The organism is Moorena sp. SIOASIH (assembly GCF_010671925.1).
In the GTDB taxonomy this organism is placed as follows: Bacteria; Cyanobacteriota; Cyanobacteriia; order Cyanobacteriales; family Coleofasciculaceae; genus Moorena.
The window spans coordinates 825,177-841,278 of sequence record NZ_JAAHIH010000005.1; the positions used below are offsets into that span (position 1 = coordinate 825,177).

The 16,102-nt window shown below is 43.6% G+C and carries 14 protein-coding genes; 1 reads left to right on the forward strand and 13 read right to left on the reverse strand.

The window, feature by feature from the left end; all coding sequences use genetic code 11:
- Positions 1–40 precede the first annotated feature (40 nt).
- The 11 genes from F6J90_RS30805 to F6J90_RS30855 form a co-directional block, all read right to left on the reverse strand.
- Entirely contained in the window at positions 41–1,876 is a 1,836-nt protein-coding gene (locus F6J90_RS30805; protein WP_293102570.1) for a protein phosphatase 2C domain-containing protein, read from the reverse strand.
- A 221-nt stretch (positions 1,877–2,097) separates the two neighbouring features.
- Positions 2,098–2,913: an FHA domain-containing protein gene (locus F6J90_RS30810; protein WP_293102573.1), complete on the reverse strand. Its 816-nt coding sequence runs from the start codon at positions 2,911–2,913 to the stop codon at positions 2,098–2,100.
- 137 nt (positions 2,914–3,050) lie between these two features.
- The gene (locus tag F6J90_RS30815) at positions 3,051–4,445 is read right to left on the reverse strand and encodes a VWA domain-containing protein (protein ID WP_293102576.1); all 1,395 of its coding nucleotides are present in this window, start codon (positions 4,443–4,445) and stop codon (positions 3,051–3,053) included.
- Positions 4,446–4,742: 297 nt separating this feature from the next.
- Positions 4,743–5,126 carry a hypothetical protein gene (locus F6J90_RS30820; RefSeq protein ID WP_293102579.1) on the reverse strand — a complete coding sequence of 128 codons (384 nt, stop codon included), beginning with the start codon at positions 5,124–5,126 and terminating at the stop codon, positions 4,743–4,745.
- Between the two features lie 13 nt (positions 5,127–5,139).
- Positions 5,140–5,307 (reverse strand): hypothetical protein, encoded by a 168-nt coding sequence (locus tag F6J90_RS30825; RefSeq protein WP_293102582.1) that lies wholly within the window; start codon positions 5,305–5,307, stop codon positions 5,140–5,142.
- Between the two features lie 287 nt (positions 5,308–5,594).
- On the reverse strand, positions 5,595–6,911 hold the full coding sequence (locus F6J90_RS30830) for a vWA domain-containing protein (protein ID WP_293102585.1): 1,317 nt from the start codon (positions 6,909–6,911) through the stop codon (positions 5,595–5,597).
- Complete coding sequence (locus F6J90_RS30835) at positions 6,853–7,947, reverse strand: hypothetical protein (protein WP_293102588.1); 1,095 nt, start codon at positions 7,945–7,947, stop codon at positions 6,853–6,855. The genes F6J90_RS30830 and F6J90_RS30835 overlap by 59 nt, the downstream gene beginning before the upstream one ends.
- Before the next feature lie 9 nt (positions 7,948–7,956).
- On the reverse strand, positions 7,957–10,122 hold the full coding sequence (locus F6J90_RS30840; RefSeq protein ID WP_293102590.1) for a hypothetical protein: 2,166 nt from the start codon (positions 10,120–10,122) through the stop codon (positions 7,957–7,959).
- Positions 10,123–10,126: 4 nt separating this feature from the next.
- Positions 10,127–11,056 (reverse strand): hypothetical protein, encoded by a 930-nt coding sequence (locus F6J90_RS30845; RefSeq protein ID WP_293102593.1) that lies wholly within the window; start codon positions 11,054–11,056, stop codon positions 10,127–10,129.
- A 202-nt stretch (positions 11,057–11,258) separates the two neighbouring features.
- A complete protein-coding gene (locus F6J90_RS30850; RefSeq protein WP_293102595.1) occupies positions 11,259–12,077 on the reverse strand; it encodes a hypothetical protein in 819 nt (272 codons plus the stop codon).
- A gap of 268 nt (positions 12,078–12,345) precedes the next feature.
- Entirely contained in the window at positions 12,346–13,107 is a 762-nt protein-coding gene (locus tag F6J90_RS30855; RefSeq protein ID WP_293102598.1) for a hypothetical protein, read from the reverse strand.
- Positions 13,108–13,659: 552 nt separating this feature from the next.
- Between F6J90_RS30855 and F6J90_RS30865 the strand changes: the two genes are divergently transcribed.
- Positions 13,660–13,875: a hypothetical protein gene (locus F6J90_RS30865; protein WP_293102604.1), complete on the forward strand. Its 216-nt coding sequence runs from the start codon at positions 13,660–13,662 to the stop codon at positions 13,873–13,875.
- Position 13,876: 1 nt separating this feature from the next.
- On the opposite strand, the gene F6J90_RS30870 is transcribed toward F6J90_RS30865, so the two are convergent.
- Together F6J90_RS30870 and F6J90_RS30875 are read right to left on the reverse strand one after the other, a co-directional pair.
- Complete coding sequence (locus F6J90_RS30870) at positions 13,877–15,301, reverse strand: FAD-binding domain-containing protein (RefSeq protein ID WP_293102606.1); 1,425 nt, start codon at positions 15,299–15,301, stop codon at positions 13,877–13,879.
- On the reverse strand, positions 15,294–15,845 hold the full coding sequence (locus tag F6J90_RS30875; RefSeq protein ID WP_293102609.1) for an NUDIX hydrolase: 552 nt from the start codon (positions 15,843–15,845) through the stop codon (positions 15,294–15,296). Before F6J90_RS30875 ends, F6J90_RS30870 begins: the two co-directional genes overlap by 8 nt.
- Positions 15,846–16,102: the final 257 nt, after the last annotated feature.

Below are 16,102 nucleotides of genomic sequence, written 5' to 3' on the forward strand. Positions count from 1 at the left end.
CTCATTTATAAATGAGATAATTTATTTAAGTGCAGATGCTTCAATTAGCATTTTTAATACAACACTCCAATGCTAAAATTGTAGCATTATCAGATGCTCCATTATCTATAACTTTTTGGATAATTTCGTCAACAGCTGCTTGTAAAGGCTGAGTTTTTTTTAAAGTTTCCGCTAGTTCAGTATCTGACACTAAATTCCAGACACCATCTGAACAGAGCACCAAGATATCCCTATCTTCTAGAGCTAGGGATAAGTCTTGACTAAAGCGGCTCAAATCTTGGACATAACCATCACTAAGTCTTGGTTGTGAACCCAGGGCTTTAGTAAGAATATTACTATCTGGATGGTCAAGACTTTCTTGATAGGTGATTTCACCACTGGCAAGTAACATCGCTACTAGTGAGTGGTCTTCAGTTAATTGACATATTTGTTCTTTCCTGATTAAGTAAATACGACTGTCTCCCACATGAGCCACTAGTAAGTTGTTAATAATCCCTAAAATTACACTTAGTGTGGTTCCACCGTTTCGTACGGCGTTAGTTACAGATTGGTTAGCGTTTTGGAATAATGATACCAACCAATCTGTCTGCTGCGTGACAGTTTTAAACTTAGAGGGAATCGGTTGCTCAAGCACGGTTTTGATGGCTAATTGACTGGCTAAGTCTCCCTCAGACATACCACCCATACCGTCAGCAACAGCGGCTAAAATCATAGTATCACCATTACTCAACTGTTGCTGTCGTACTCCATAACTATCTTCGTTGTGTAAACGACTAGTTGAGAGTCCTACTGTTGATTTACTGGCCACTTGCCATTGAACTTGAGTCTTCTGAAATGATTTACGAGTTTCAATTAAGAGACTCAGTAACTGGGAGAGGGAGAAGCGTTCTTCTGGAACAGAAGAGAGGCAAATCTTGAGCAGTTGATAAATCTGAGGAATGGGCTTAATCTGGATGTCAAGAGTCTGGTCTTGTGGAAAAAGCTGTTGATGAATAGCTTGGTACAGCAGCGCTGCCACGGTGTAAGTACTCATTGACTCCTGGAAGGGATTACCGGAGGAGAGTTCAAGAGCGCAGTAGTTTCCTAACAAGCCATAGTCGAGCTTTTGATCAATAGGATAGGCACTGGTTAAATCAAAAAACTTGATCGGTTTTCCGATTTCAATCAGTTTAGGAATCACATCAACCAAGCACCACTGATGCTGATACAAATAGTAAAAACATTGACAGATGGGGATAATCAGTGATAGAGACTCTTGTAAAGAATGCTCTTCTTGCAGCCAACTCTCTAAGGTGGATTGACTGTCTGGCAGCAAAGTTAATAGCATCAGCATTTGACCAGAGGAGTCAGAACTGATTTCCTTTTCTGGATAGTATTCTATCTCTAGATACTCAGATTCAGGCTCAGAGTCGTTAGAGGTTTCCGATGAATCTTCTCTAGTTTCAGAGTTGACCTCTTGGTCAGTGGTTTCTTCTTCAGTAGTTGCTTCTGATTCCTCTTGGTCAGTGGTAACTGGAGACTGTTGTTCAGAAGATTCTATCTCCTCTGGCTTCTGTGTCTCCTGTTCTGGCTCCAGGGAGGGAGGGCTAGGGTTAATAACCACAGAGTCTTGGATGGTACTAGCTAGTAATTCGGCAATCATGGCATAGTTACCTAGCTTTTCCCGTAGCTGTAATTCTCGACTTAGCCCACCTTCACTAGACCCCACACGCAGCAAGCCCAAGTTGCCTGTAGTGGGACTGGGGTCAGTAGACTCAAGGTTGACTTCAAAGTAGTGAATACCTACTGTCAATTGACCTAGGTATGACCGGACTTTGACGTTATAGTTGTCTATCGAGAATTCTGCATCTTGTTCAATGACTAAACCATTTGTCATAAGCTGGTATTGATTGAAATTCCATGGTTGTGAAAGTAGGGAGCAGGGAGCAGGGAGCAGGGAGCAGGGAGCAGGGAGCAGGGAGCAGGGAGCAGGGAGCAGGGAGCAGGGAGGTTTTATATCATGTCAGGATAATTACCCTTAATCACAATCTCCCCACACCCCACTCCCCATCTCCCCATCTCCCCACACCCCACACCCCACACCCTATACCCGTCAGCTTAGGGGCTTTGGAAGAGGAAACGAATTTTAGCGATCGCAATTTCATCTCCAGGATTAATGGTTTCCGGTCGGGTAATTTTGGCATTGAAGCGCGTTTTACCAGCAGGCTTGATAAAAACACCATTGGTAGAACCAAGGTCTTGGATTTTCCATTGCCCTCCCTCTAGATAAATTTCTGCGTGGTGGCGGGAGACTGTCTCGTTACCGACAAATTCCTCTAAGTCAATATCAACAGGTCCCATATCTGGGTCAAAGATGCCGATAAGATTGTTATCATCTAGCCAGAATTCTGGGATAGGAGCATCAGCTTGCTTAGCAATCAGTCTCGCTATTAAAGCAGTATTAGTAATAGGAGGAGTTGGAGGTATAAAGGGCTGGGGTTGGGGTGGGGTGATTGGTACAGGCGAATCAATAGGTTGTGCTGGTATAGTTTTCCAGGGATCCGGCTCAAGAGGTTGGATTAGGGTTGGTGCTTGAGATTGAGTTGCTACTTGGGTTTGGAATGGTAATTCAGAACCACAAGCCTCACAGAATTCTGTTCCTTCTGGGTTTTTATCATAGCCACAAATTGAGCAGGTAATCATTGATATCACTCCTTGGTTATTAAATTTATATAAAGGGAATAGGGAACAGGGAACAGGGAACAGGGAACAGGGAATAGGGAGTTGCGTAGGGTGCGGTTGGGAAAGCCTGCCTGGGAATTGACACAGGCAAGATGCCTGTTCCACCCTTGATGCCCGTTCCACAAAACCAGGACTTACGCGGTTAAGTTTATTTCGCCAATTTTGGAAGGTCTTGATGTCATAATTACCCATGATTGGGGTATTTAGTGAGCAAATGCGTAATTAATGTCTTAAAATAACTTAAAATCATTCGATTATTAAGCAACACTACGCGAATGGCTGACTGCTGACTGCTGACTGCTGACCACTGACTGCTGACCCCTGATGGTCTAAGTTCCCGAGAGGTTACGAATCTGTTCTTCTGAAAGTTCACTATTAATATCTCCACTCATTTTGATAGTCTTACCTCTGGAACCCATTTTGATGGTTTTACGAGTTCCAGGAGAAATCTTGCGAGTTTTGCGTAACTCGTCTTGAGCTTGATTGAGAGATTCAAGCATGGCTTGGTTGCCAATCCTAACTGTCATCCGACGGGCAGTATCTAAGAGTTTTCCTGCTTCTTCGGGATTACTATCAGCCAGTCTGGTGGCTTGAGTGACTAGCTGAGAAATATTGCACTGTTGTACATAACCCATTACTTCCGGGTCTACTTGTGCCGCTCCGCTGTAACTAGGAACAAATTGAACTACGAGATTTTGAGGTGGCAGTTCACCCCGGCGATTTTGTCCTGGAATATCGTAGGTTAAACCAAGTTGAGCAATACGTACACGGGAGCTGGCGTGACTGTCGATGGTGAATTCCAGAATAAAGACTGTTTCATCATTAGCGATAGCGGTGCCAATCAGATAGGGGTTTTGAATCAGGGGAAATTCCGCTTGATCAGGGTAAGCCCGGACAACACGGGTGAGTTTTACCCCCTTAACTGTCTTGGCAGTAAGGGTAAGGTTATTAATCACTTCCTGTTGGGCTTGGCTAAATTCTCTAAACAGGATTTGGGGTAAGTCCCTAATGGCCACATCAGTACCTGTGGCATGTCCTGAAACGATATGGTGAAGGTGACCAGCGGTAGTATCGCTGAGGTTGATCAGTAAGTCTTCATTGTAGTCACCAACTCCCAAGGCTGTAATCGGGATACCGTTTTCGGCAAATTGTTTCGCGAGTTCCCGACATTCTTGTTCATCAAAGGCTTGACCATCAGTAAAGATTAAAGCACGACGACTGGTCATAGTTTGACCGGAGAGCATAGTCAGGGTCTGCTCCATCCCTTCTCCCATGCAGGTGCCACCACTGTAGTTACGGAGTTTCTCAATCCCTGCTTCTAACTCGATAGTTTGAGTTGCTGGTGTTAGTCCAACAATAGTAGAGGCTTGGTCGTCAAATTGGATAATGGCAATGCGATCGCTTCCACCTAACTGGTTAGACTCCACTAAACTTAACAGTGACTCAATCACAATATCGATCTTGGTTTTACCACCTGTCACTTCCTCATAGTTGTTTCCATCCTGTGTGTAAACTCTGCCTGTGGGTTTTGTGTCCCCTTCCACCACTTCATACATGGAACCACTGGTATCGATCACAAAAGCAAAACTAGTTGAGGGTAGCTGGACTGCCACATCTTTTGTTGGTCGCAGTTTCAACATCACAAATAGTTTCTGCTCTGGGGTATCCGCAGGCAGAAATTCACGATGAGGAGTGATTGTTACATCTAGGGGTGGATTACTCATTGTTGGTTGTATAGGGTTTTTAGAGCGGTTTTCAATTGGGTTAGGTACAGAGTCCTCGGTTTTAGGGAATAGGGAACAGGGAACAGGGAACAGGGAATCGGGAATCGGGAATCGGGAATCGGGAACAGGGAAAAAATTCTATGTACCTCATAGTTATTAAAAAAGCTGTATAAATATAGAGATAATAAATGAATCAATTATGATAATTTTTGATGCCATATTCCCTACTCCCTACTCCCTACTCCCTACTCCCTATTCCCTGTTCCCTATTCCCTATTCCCTACTTCTACAATAATTCTAATTAAAATTCAACGGCGGTAACATTCCTGAAATAGGTTCTATCCCCGACAAATCTGGGTAAATTGGATGGGGTATTTCTTGATTACCGGATTCTTTTATGTGACTGATATCTGACTCGATCATTAAAGGCAAATCCAGAGTAATTGAACTGTATCGAAAGCCTTCTTTTATTTCTTGTATCCAGGTTTTTATAATTTTATCGAGGTGATCACCATTAATTTTGCATAGGCTTTGCTCTTGAAACCAAGTTCTCAGTTTTTCTCGCTCTGATAAAGTAAAAAATAGAGCGGGATTATCTTCCTGGCTTTTGTCTAAAGTAATGGTATACCTGAATTCATCTTCTATCTCCTTTATATGGAGAATGAATGTATAGTTTACCATTTTATAGGAGTTATCAATTGGGTTTTGTTTTAGGGAACAGGGAATCGGGAATCGGGAATCGGGAATCGGGAATCGGGAATCGGGAATCGGGAATCGGGAATCGGGAATCGGGAATCGGGAATCGGGAATCGGGAATCGGGAATCGGGAATCGGGAATCGGGAATCGGGAATTGGGAAACAAGATTGTTTGGCTCCTTCCAGATAGGGTTAGTAATTATAATGGTGTAGTTGTGAACTAGACCAGGAAGAAAACTCTACCGGTTGTGCTGGAGATGATGCGTTCGCGAAGCGGTTCCGAAGGAACATCGCGCCCAATTTCCCACACTCGCCACCAAGACCTGTAATACCAATCCGTGTCGGAATTGTGAGAATTTTTGTTACCTTTTCCCGACTCCCGACTCCCGACTCCCGACTCCCGACTCCCGACTCCCGACTCCCGACTCCCGACTCCCTATTCCCTTTGATATGTTAATCTTCAAGTTCTTCTCGCTTTAGATATTGTCCCCAAAAGTAAAATGGCACTGCACCTCCAACTCCCATGACGAAGAAAGTACCCACAAACATGGTCAGTCTGATCGGGAAGGGAAGTGACCACCCAAAGGAGGTAATTCTGTAAGGTTTAGGTTCAGAGCGTTCTGTGGAAACATGCCGGGAATCAACTTTAACCTGAACTTGATGCCTTTCCGCCCGTATGGGGTTGGGGTCAGTGTAGGTGATTTGATACTCACCGAGCAGAGCATCAAGGAATACTTTCAAGGCATCCCCAACTGCCTGAGCATTTCCCGAAATTTGGCAAATTCCTCCCGTAGTCCTGGAAATTTCGTCTAAGCGATCGCGGTCTACGAACTCTTCTGCTGGTACTCTACCTGTCCTAGCATCATCGCGGGTAGCTTCTCGACCAAGCCCATATTTGTCTCCCAATTCTCCAGGTTTTAAGCCATACCCCAAAGTATGCACAATAATATTGTCATTGATTTTGATCAGTCTCTTGAGTCTTTCAAAGTCCTGTTTTTCTGCTTCTTTTTCCGATGTACTGTGATAACCATCAGATAGAAGAATAATCGAGAGTCGGGGCTGTTGAGGCTGAGATTGCCATAAAAACTTTTTTTTCGGATAGAAGCGAGGGTCATCTCTGGTCTTACTTAAGAAATTTACTGCTCTAGAAAGGGGTTCGTAGACATTAGTGGCAGCACAGGGTCTTTTACTGGCAAGCTCATCAAGATAGTTTTGGAGTTCGGGGTCTCCTACAGCAAAAAATTTATTGAGTATTGCTTCATTAACAGGATAGCCACCCTTGGGGCAATTTTTGGGATGGGGTTCACCAAAGGGAATAATTGCCACTTGAGTATCACTACTGCGATCTGCTGTATTTTTGATAAATTCCCGAATCGCTGCAATGGCTCCTTTAAGTTTGCTTTGGCTAGAGCCTGGTTTATCGGGATATTTCATACTGCCACTCATGTCCAGTAGGAAGATAATCCAGGCCGAAGGCTGCTCAGCTTCTGTGGGATTTTTCCAATGCTTGGGCTTAAAGGTAACTTGATCATTATTTACATAGACCTGGAAATTTTCATCGGTGAGATTGGTGACAGGTTGGTCATATTCATTTTTGACTTGGATGCGAATTTTAACCTGTTCATTGTCAACTGTGGCATTAACAATTTTCGCTTCTTGTGCCTGTACTACCCTAGAATAAGTGAGACAACCTGCACACAATATTAGTAAACTAAGCTTGCGGGTCCAAGAAACGATTGTAGTAGACAAAGCGATAGATTTTTTCTTCATTTTTACCTCCTGGATAAAGGCTATTAAACGTCAATACATGGTTATGTTTCAAAATAATATCGTCGCGGTTTTTCAAGGGTTTACCGTTAATTTCGATAGTATGGAAATGTAGGGGATTGGGAGATAAGATGGCTTGGCGCTGCATCACGACTATGTCTGCTACATGGAGTGGCAATCCAGGCAGATAAATATCAGAGCCTCCTTTATGGTTTGCCTGTTTGACAGCAGAGCCAATTCTAATCCTGCCAGTGGCAGGTAATTGAATTGACAACCCCTCTTCGATTTCATCGGCTTTACTTTTACTGACAAATTTCAGTAAAGGGTTGTCGATTTTGGGAAAAGTATTATTTAAGTTTATCACCCCTGGCTCAATATTTTCATAGTTATCTCCCGTGTATTCAAAACCACCACCTGCTCTCAGTGCTGCCATATAACTTGGTGAATTAGTAATGGTAAACACTAAACCTAGCACTAAGCCTAGAATGGAGAATCCTAGAGGGTCTTCAAAACCTCTGTTTTCGATCTGACTCAACAGTGGGCGGATGGATTCAAACAGCAGAGCAGCAACTAAAGCTGCACCACTAGCAGCAATCATACTAGTTCTTAACCGTTGTTGGAAGCGTTTGGGATCCCCTGCTTCCACACTGCGCCACCACCAAGTCAGTCCTTCTGCCAAGCCTACTGAGCTACCAATTAAGAGCCAACTTAGGGGTCTAATAATAATTCCTGGAATAGGAGATAATAATAGGATTTGGTAAATCAGTCCAGAAATTAAACCGATGATAATTCCTAAGGCAGCAGCAATCAGGATCGGAATTTTGGCAATGCGGAGGTTTAGTTTAAGTCTGGTGGGGTTACTAATAAAGATTTCATTAACTACCATCCCCACGGCTAAGGAGATAGCAATGCAGGGGAATAGGACAATTTCTTCTGGAATTAGCCTTGACAAGCCTAGGTTAGTAATTGCGAATTGACCGAGATTCCAGCCAATTAATGCTGAGGTTATGCCAGCTAGTATGTAAAGGTAAATCCGCATTTTATGATGTCATTTTTTTGTTTGATTATCCAGCTTTTTGATTATATGTTGTTTTGTATCATTTTTTAATTGTTCATAGGTAGATTTAGATTGTCCAGGTAAATAATGTATGATTCCATCAACCTTAAGTTCTTTCTTAAGTTTTTGATTTTTATTTTTTTGATATGCGTAAATAGCTTCCACCCATTTTTCTTTGTCTTTTTCGAGATTACTATTTTCTGATTCATTTTTAATTACACCAGCATACTGGAGATCTGTATTTCCAAGAATTTCCTTGATTACAATTGCGACTTGATCCTCTGGTTTATGGGGCTGTTTTGGTTTATTTGGGAATTTTTTGTGATTTTGCAGTAATTTAGGTTTTAGTTCACTGTCATTGACCAGCTCTTGGACAATAGTCTGAATTGATTGACTGGTTGTCTTAAAGTTTTCTACTGCTACACTCTTCTTCTGCTCTTCAGTCATTCCAGTGTTCGGCTCGGGAGTCGGCTTTGGAGATTGAGTTGTTATAATTACCATCAATGTATAAGTAATAGTTAGGGAAAGCAAGGATAATCCTATAATAATACAAACAAATTCTATATTTCCTCGGATAAAGTTTAAAATTCCAGAATATTGCTTACTTATTTGTTCTTGTCGATTCATCCTTTGTTTGATAGGCAATCCAAAGGCGTATTGAACGGATTTACGTGAGTTTGGAAAAGCTTTATTAAATATTTCTTTTGGTACTTCACCAAAACCAACCTGATAAAAATAGGCAGACAAAGAATACTCTCTCAGCCACTCAAACAATTTAGCTAGAGGCTGGTAATAAGGTTCAGAGTGTCTATGTCGGCGGCGAATTAATCGCCAAAAATTGATTAATTTATTCCAAATTTTATCTCCACAACGGAAAGAGTTTGACTCTGAATTATATGACCATTGATTAGAAAGCCGATTAAAACTACTAATCACTTCTAAATCAGCTTGAACATCATTGATAAACTGCTTGCGGTAATGCTTCCAGGCACTGTGACGAGCTGCCAGTAACCAATGAACAGCTTCAGGAGTGATTTGTCTTGCCAGCAGCTTAGGCAGGATAAGTTTGATGCCCCTAGCAAGTTGCTCCGGTGGGAGTTGGGAACCAATAGCCTCTTGAAACTGTAAGGATATGACTTGATTGTTGTCAGGTCTGTGCCTACCACCCTTGATATTCAACCAATCCAAAAACTCTGGTAGGGTTTCTGGAATCACCATGGCTCTGAGAGTTATCAATCTTACGAATTGAGGAGTATATAAGTTCTGGCTCAGAGCATGTTGGGCTCCTTGACCATCAAATAACCTGTGCCAGTAGTCTGAAGTAATTTTCTGGTTCCCTAACGCCCCTGCTATCTCAAGAACCGCTTCTGATTTCACCTGAGAACTGTTGATCAAGCTTTTAATTGCTGACTTGAGTGCCTGTTCGTCTACCGTTGCTGGCATCAGAGCTAAGGGACGATTCGCCTTCAGTTGCAGAAAACTTCCATAGGCACGCTCACTGGCTGGATGAATCACAACAAAGCTCCAAGGGTTCTCTAAGGCTTCAGCATTGTAAGCCCAGGACACCGGCTCAGCTCCAGCTTTTATTTCAGCTATTTTGTTAATCAGTCTGAAATTATACTGATACTCCCATGAGAGCACTATGGGCACAGATGCATTTCTCAACTCCTGCTCAAGTTTCTCTGAGGGGATTTCAGGTGGTATAGAAATTTCTTCTAAAGGATCTACTATAGTCTCAAAAGGATTAAAAACAGGCAGATGGCCTACTCGCTGGGCATAGTTCTCCATCCAGATCAGGATTTTCCAGAGACTATCTGCCCCCTGACAGAGGAAATAACGATACACTGAAAGGGGTCTTCCCCCATCATCCCTACCCCGACTCACCACTGCCACCACTGACCAATCTGGCTCTCCTGGCACAACTCGACCAATTACTGCTGGCTGGTTACTATTAGCACCCTCAACTACAGCAAATCGTTTATTAGCGATCGCGCGCTCGACCGTATAGGGAATCTGGGGTAAGGTGGCATTCATGTACCGTCCAGTGAAGCCTCTGGATATCCAGCCCCCATCTGGGGTCATCTCAGCCTTGATACCAGTGCTAAATTCGTGAATGTCAACAGTAATAGTATTAGAATTATCATTAAAAGAGTCCATTGTTTCACTCCTGGTCTAATTTTCTATGGCGTTGGCCAGTACAAAGCCAGTAGATCGGAGCTACTAAGCCAAAGGGTTTCCAACCCTGGGAATCTTTCAGGATTGATGCCTGAATTCCCTCACGGTCTCGACTAATACGCCTCATGTTTGGTTCTGGATGGCGCTCCCCCAACATGCCAAAAGCCGAGGTGGTGAAGCAATCAATGCTTCCAGGTCCAGATTGCTCCCAAGCCTGCAATCTTTTCATAACTTCAGGAAAGCGAGCGGTTGCTATATACGTAGGTTTATGGCGATTGACCCATAACTCAGGCTGTTCGCACTTAGTCAGAACTAGGGCAATGCGCCGGTTTATCACCCCTGTTTCGGCTTGGTCTAGTGCGATCAAAAATTTATCCACACCATTGGCATACTCTCTGTCTTTGCGATGAGCTAGGCCATCAAGCAGTAACATAATGCCGTTGGCTTGCACGGCATCTTCTAGGTAATCCCGAAGCAAGGGCGTACCTGATTGGTTCAACACATCTTGGAAAAACTCCCCAGAATAGTCTTTACAATTGATGTTGAGCCTTATCAAAGAGGAACCGACGCTGGTCTTCAGCCGCCGCCAGGAAAACTGGTCTTTGAGAACTATCTCGATACTATAATCTTTAACTTCATCGACATTAGCATCCAAGGGAGTGCCTTCTAACTGCTCCCCTTGTTCTAAAAGGTTCTTGGCTTTGGCGATTAGTGCTTCCCCATTGTCATTAATTGGTGTTACTGTCTGCACTGGACTGGTGGAGGGGTCATCTCCAGGCCAACGAGCCAAGGCAGCCATGTAGGTAGTTTTGCCAGATTTACGGTCCCCAATCACCCGCACACTAGCACTCAGTTGTGCTGGTTTAGGCAGGATTTTTTTCCCTAACTTGTTTTTTTCTAACCACTTATTAAACATTGACTCCTAAGCTGTTGTCCATTTGAAATGTATAGTCTTGAAATTAATTAAAAAGTGGTGCGTTACGGGGTGGGCTATTTCCATCAGGGGCGAACAGGCCGAAAATCCTGGTTAGCCAACCCCTAACGCACCCTACTGGCTTTTGCCTTTTGCCTTTTGCCTTTTGCCTTTTGCCATTGCTAAAACCCATTTTAAATGCGTTTTAGCTTATCCTTTTGCCTGTACTGAGCCAATAAAGAGGGGAAAATATACTATAGGGTTGCCATTTATCCGGGTCTCTGAGCACTGACATTTCTCCATCCCATCCTGGTTCATTGATACGATTAGGTCTAGGGTCATTTCTACCCAAAACCCCAAAGGTTGATAGAGCAAAAAAGCGCAAGTTTTCTGGTGCAATTTCCGATTGCAGCAATAATTTGGTTTGTGGTAAATGCACATCAAACAAGTCAACTTCTGGATCAAGCCTGCCCGGCCACAGTTCCCCTCGTTCACATTTAGTGATGGCCACCGCTATCCGTAAGTCTTTGGTTCTTTCATAGAAATCGATTTTTTTAGTAAAAACCCTCAATTTTTGAGCGTAATACTCATCACTATTTCCTTGCCAACCAGTCATGAAAATTAAACATCCCTCTACATCCTTACTTAAGAATTCTTGAAATAAATCTTCGTGTTTATGGTATATAAAGCCTGATTCTAATTCGTCAAAAAGTTCTCCAGCAGCATCTTTAACCACTAGGTTAATCGTTTCGTTCTTATGGAGCTTTCTCTTCACTTCGATCTGAAAGGAGTAGACAGGTAAATCACTAACTCCTCCTAAAGGAAGTCTTGTTCCTTCTAAGGAGGCTCCTGACAAGATTATATTTCTAGCTTGTTCAGCAAGATGCCTAGCATCTTCATTCAAGGGGTGGACGGTAAACATCTTCTGGTTAAAAGCCATTTTTCGCTCGGACCAATAAGCCAAACCAGCTAAATAAGTAGTTTTACCTGATTTTCGCGGACCAATGACAAAGATATTTCCCATCTTGTAATTCCTCTCCTAACGTAAGCGGTCAGCGGTCAGCCGTCAGCCGTCAGTAGACGTAATTCAGATTAAACGAAGCTTACGTGTTTTATTTTAAAGGGTTTGTTCAGCGTGCGAATCAGCTGATAGCTGATATAGTACTACCCATTAAGGTTAGGACATTGATACAAGCTGAAACGCCGTTTTAGTGAACTTTTGCCTTTTGCCTTTTGCCTCTTGCCTTGCGCTATAGCTGATAGCTGATAGCTGATAGCTGATAGCTTACCTCCTAACTAGCAAGAAAGCTGGCTAAATAAATCCAGGGTAGTTCTAACAGAGAACGATTATAAATACTGGTAATAAAACAACGCACAGGAACCCCTGTAGGAGGTTGACTCATGGCTACTAATTGACGTTGCACTGGTCGAAAGTAGCGCTGGAAAACATAGCTATTACGTTGATACCAGGTTTTCCGAGAACGCAGTGGATGATAGGCAAGCTGAAAGGCTTCTTGGTCTAAATCGCAAAATAGATCGGCTTTGTTTAAGCAAATCACAATATGTCGTACCTTGGGGCAATCATCATGAAAAAAATCTACCCACCGTTGAAATCTATTACACCACTGTTGTTGAGTAGGAAATTCTGAAAAGTCTACCGGAGCCTGGGGTGATAGCATCTCCCGATAGGGTGGCAAGACTAGCAAAATCCCCTCGCTCTGCTTTACTGCTGCCAATACCTGCTGCCATTTTTGGGGATTATCCAGCTGCCAGGATTTGCGCCAGACTTCCCCCGGAGTATCGATCCAGTCTACAGAGATAGTCTTCCGACCAGCCGGTAACTTGACTTCTACTTGAAGAGAACGAGTGGTATAGACATTGGTGGGATCAACTGGTGTGGGTCGAAATTTGTCTTCTGTTTCATCAAAGAAGAGTGCCTTCAGGTTGTCGTAACTCTGGTTGGGGATATGGACATAGTCAAATATAGAGTTAGTTAACTCAATTGCTAAGGCTGTCTTGCCGGTATTGCGATCGCCTATGTAAATTACTGCCACCGTCTAGTCAAGATTACTGTCTTATGGTATGGTACCAACTTTATCAATCGGTGAGGTGCAAGGTTTTAGGGAGTCGGGCATTGGGAGTCGGAAGTCGAAGCTCCCGACTACCTCAAGAATTTGTTACAAAAATTTTCAAAATATGCTATAATTAAATATTTTTTGTGCTAAAATCAAATTGTGGACATAAAATCCACGATAAAAGCCAGCCTAACGATCTTCCTAGGCCAAAGGCTGGCTCTTGGTCCCCCTGAAAGGAGATAACTTAATTTTATGTCTTATCGTCCATGCCTATACCCATGGGTTATGATCCGGCTATTGCCACGGAGGCAACCAGTAGTTTTCGCTCGGTTCCATAACCGTTCGGATGCCAAGAGCTATTTGCAGGCTCTGAAACCTCTGATGCCTCATGCCAAGTTTGTTCTTTTTTTTGATATAAGTCTGCCCATGGATTAAGAAGAGAGTACGTAGGGTGCCTTAGGGGCGCGCCTTGCCCTCATGTTCAACCCCGAGCGCCAGTGTTGAAACAGTGATGTTGGTGGAACGGGCATCTTGCCCGTTTCATTTTCAGCCAGCCAGGATGCCCACCCCGAGCGCCAGTGTTGGGACAGCCATGTTGGTGGAACGGGCATGTTGGTGGAACGGGCATCTTGCCCGTGTCATTTTCAGCCAGGCAGGATGCCCACGTTGGTGGAACGGGCATGTTGGTGGAACGGGCATCTTGCCCGTGTCATTTTCAGCCAGGCAGGATGCCCACCCCACTGTTAATTTACGGCAATTCCTTATACAACTCCTTAAACCGACGCTGCTGCTGATTATGATCAACAATTGGTGCTGGATACCCACACATTTCGCGATCGCTTTCAGGAATCTTCCCAGTCACCACATACTCGGTATCCACAGAACTCAACTCTGGTAACCATTCCCGAATATACTCACCGTCCGGGTCAAACTTTTTAGCCTGACTAGCTGGGTTAAAAATTCGCAATGGTTTAGGATCCATACCACTAGAGGCACTCCATTGCCAACCACCATTATTGGCACTCAGGTCTCCATCCCATAACCGCTGCATAAAATACTTTTCGCCCCACTGCCAATTAATAATCAAATCCTTAGTCAGAAAACTAGCAACAATCATCCGACAGCGGTTATGCATCCATCCGGTTTCATTTAACTGCCTCATGGCCGCATCAACGATCGGGTAGCCAGTCTTGCCCTCACACCAAGCTTGAAAGAATTCTGGATTATTCTCCCAGGGAAAATCTTGGAATTTCTGGCGATAAGGCCCTTGTGCTAATTCTGGGAAGAAATACATGGCATGTTGGTAAAACTCCCGCCAAGCCAGTTCCTGTTTCCAGGTTTGGATACTTTGCCGAGCTTCATCACTGCGACTCAAGTTATAAGCATTCTGAGCCGCCTGCCAAACCGTGCGAATCCCAATCACACCAAACTTGAGAGCAGCACTAAGTTTCGAGGTACCATCCACCCCTGGGAAATTACGTTGTTCCTGATAATCCCCAATAGTGCGATCGCAAAATTCCTCCAGAATCTCTTGGGCTACCTTTTCCCCTGGTGGCACTAACAATTCATTCTCCCAGACATACCCCAAATTTATAGCGCTAGGTAAATCAATCACCCCTGCTGCCAAGGCATTCTCTTGTTCTATTTCCGTCAGGGATTCAACCCTAGTCAACGTTGCTACAGGTTGTGCCTTAGATTGACCTTGCCAATTTTTCCAGAAAGGAGTGTAGACACTATAGGGATTGCCAGACTTAGTGAAAATGTCTCCTGGTGCATGTAATAACTGATCCCAATAGTTATAGACAGCAATACCCTTTTCCTTCAACCCTGCTGCTACAGCTTGATCCCGTTCCTTAGAATAAGGTTCCACATCCCAATTCCAACAAACAGCCTTAGCCTCCAGAGCAGCAGCTAAATTAGGAATTCCTTGCCTAGGGTCTTGATGTAAGATTAATAGTTGACTACCAGCTTGTCTGTAACTTTGCTGCAATTGTTCTAAGCAGCCAATCATATAAGTTACTCTTGCTGGGGCAATATCATCCCGCTCTAGAATAATAGGGTCAAGGCAGAAAACACCAGCAAGCTTAGGACTGAGCTCAAAAGCAGCAGCTAGTCCCACATTGTCAGAAATCCGTAAATCACGGCGATGCCAGAAGAGAATCAGGTTACTCATTCAAGAACGGGCGAGCCATAAAAAAGCTGGAAATAGATTTAGCATCCACTGGCTCACCCTCCAAGATAGCTTGTTCTAACTCCTTTGGTGTCATTAAAACCACCTCTATATCCTCATCATCATCTTGCTTAGGAGGGGCTTCCAATTTCTCCAAATCCTGCGCCAGAAACGCATAAATGTACTCATCAGAATAGCCAGGAGCAAGGGGAAATTTCCCCAAAGATTTCCAGCTATGAGCGCGATAGCCAGTTTCTTCTTCTATCTCCCGTTTAATAGTTTCAGCTGGGTTTTCATGGGATTCTACCGTACCAGCAGGGAATTCCAAAAGACGCCCACTAACAGCAAACCGATATTGCCGTACTAGTACCAGTTTGCCATCGGGTGTTACCGGTACCGCCAAGGAACCACCAGGGTGACGGATACATTCCCATTGCCCTTCTGATTGATTAGGAAGACGTAGATTATTCACCTCAAAGCTAAATCGTCTTCCTTGGAAAAATAGGTGTTTTTTCAGGAGTTCTGGGGGTTCTTGACCAGGTAGCATAAAAAAATAAAGGATTAAAGATTAAGACAGTTTAGCCCTTGGAGGAGTTGTGCGATCGCAAATTCCGTCACTGATTCTATCCAATTCCGGCAATTTGTGCCAGGCAAGCACCAAAGCTCCCCCATGGGCTTTCACCTTTAGGCTAATGGTTACCGGATCTAGAGTAAGAGTGAGTGCTTTCCGGATGCCAGTTTTTTCAACTCCAGTTTTTTATACTGTTGTCCCATCTGTGTTTATCAGATAATTATACTAAAAAA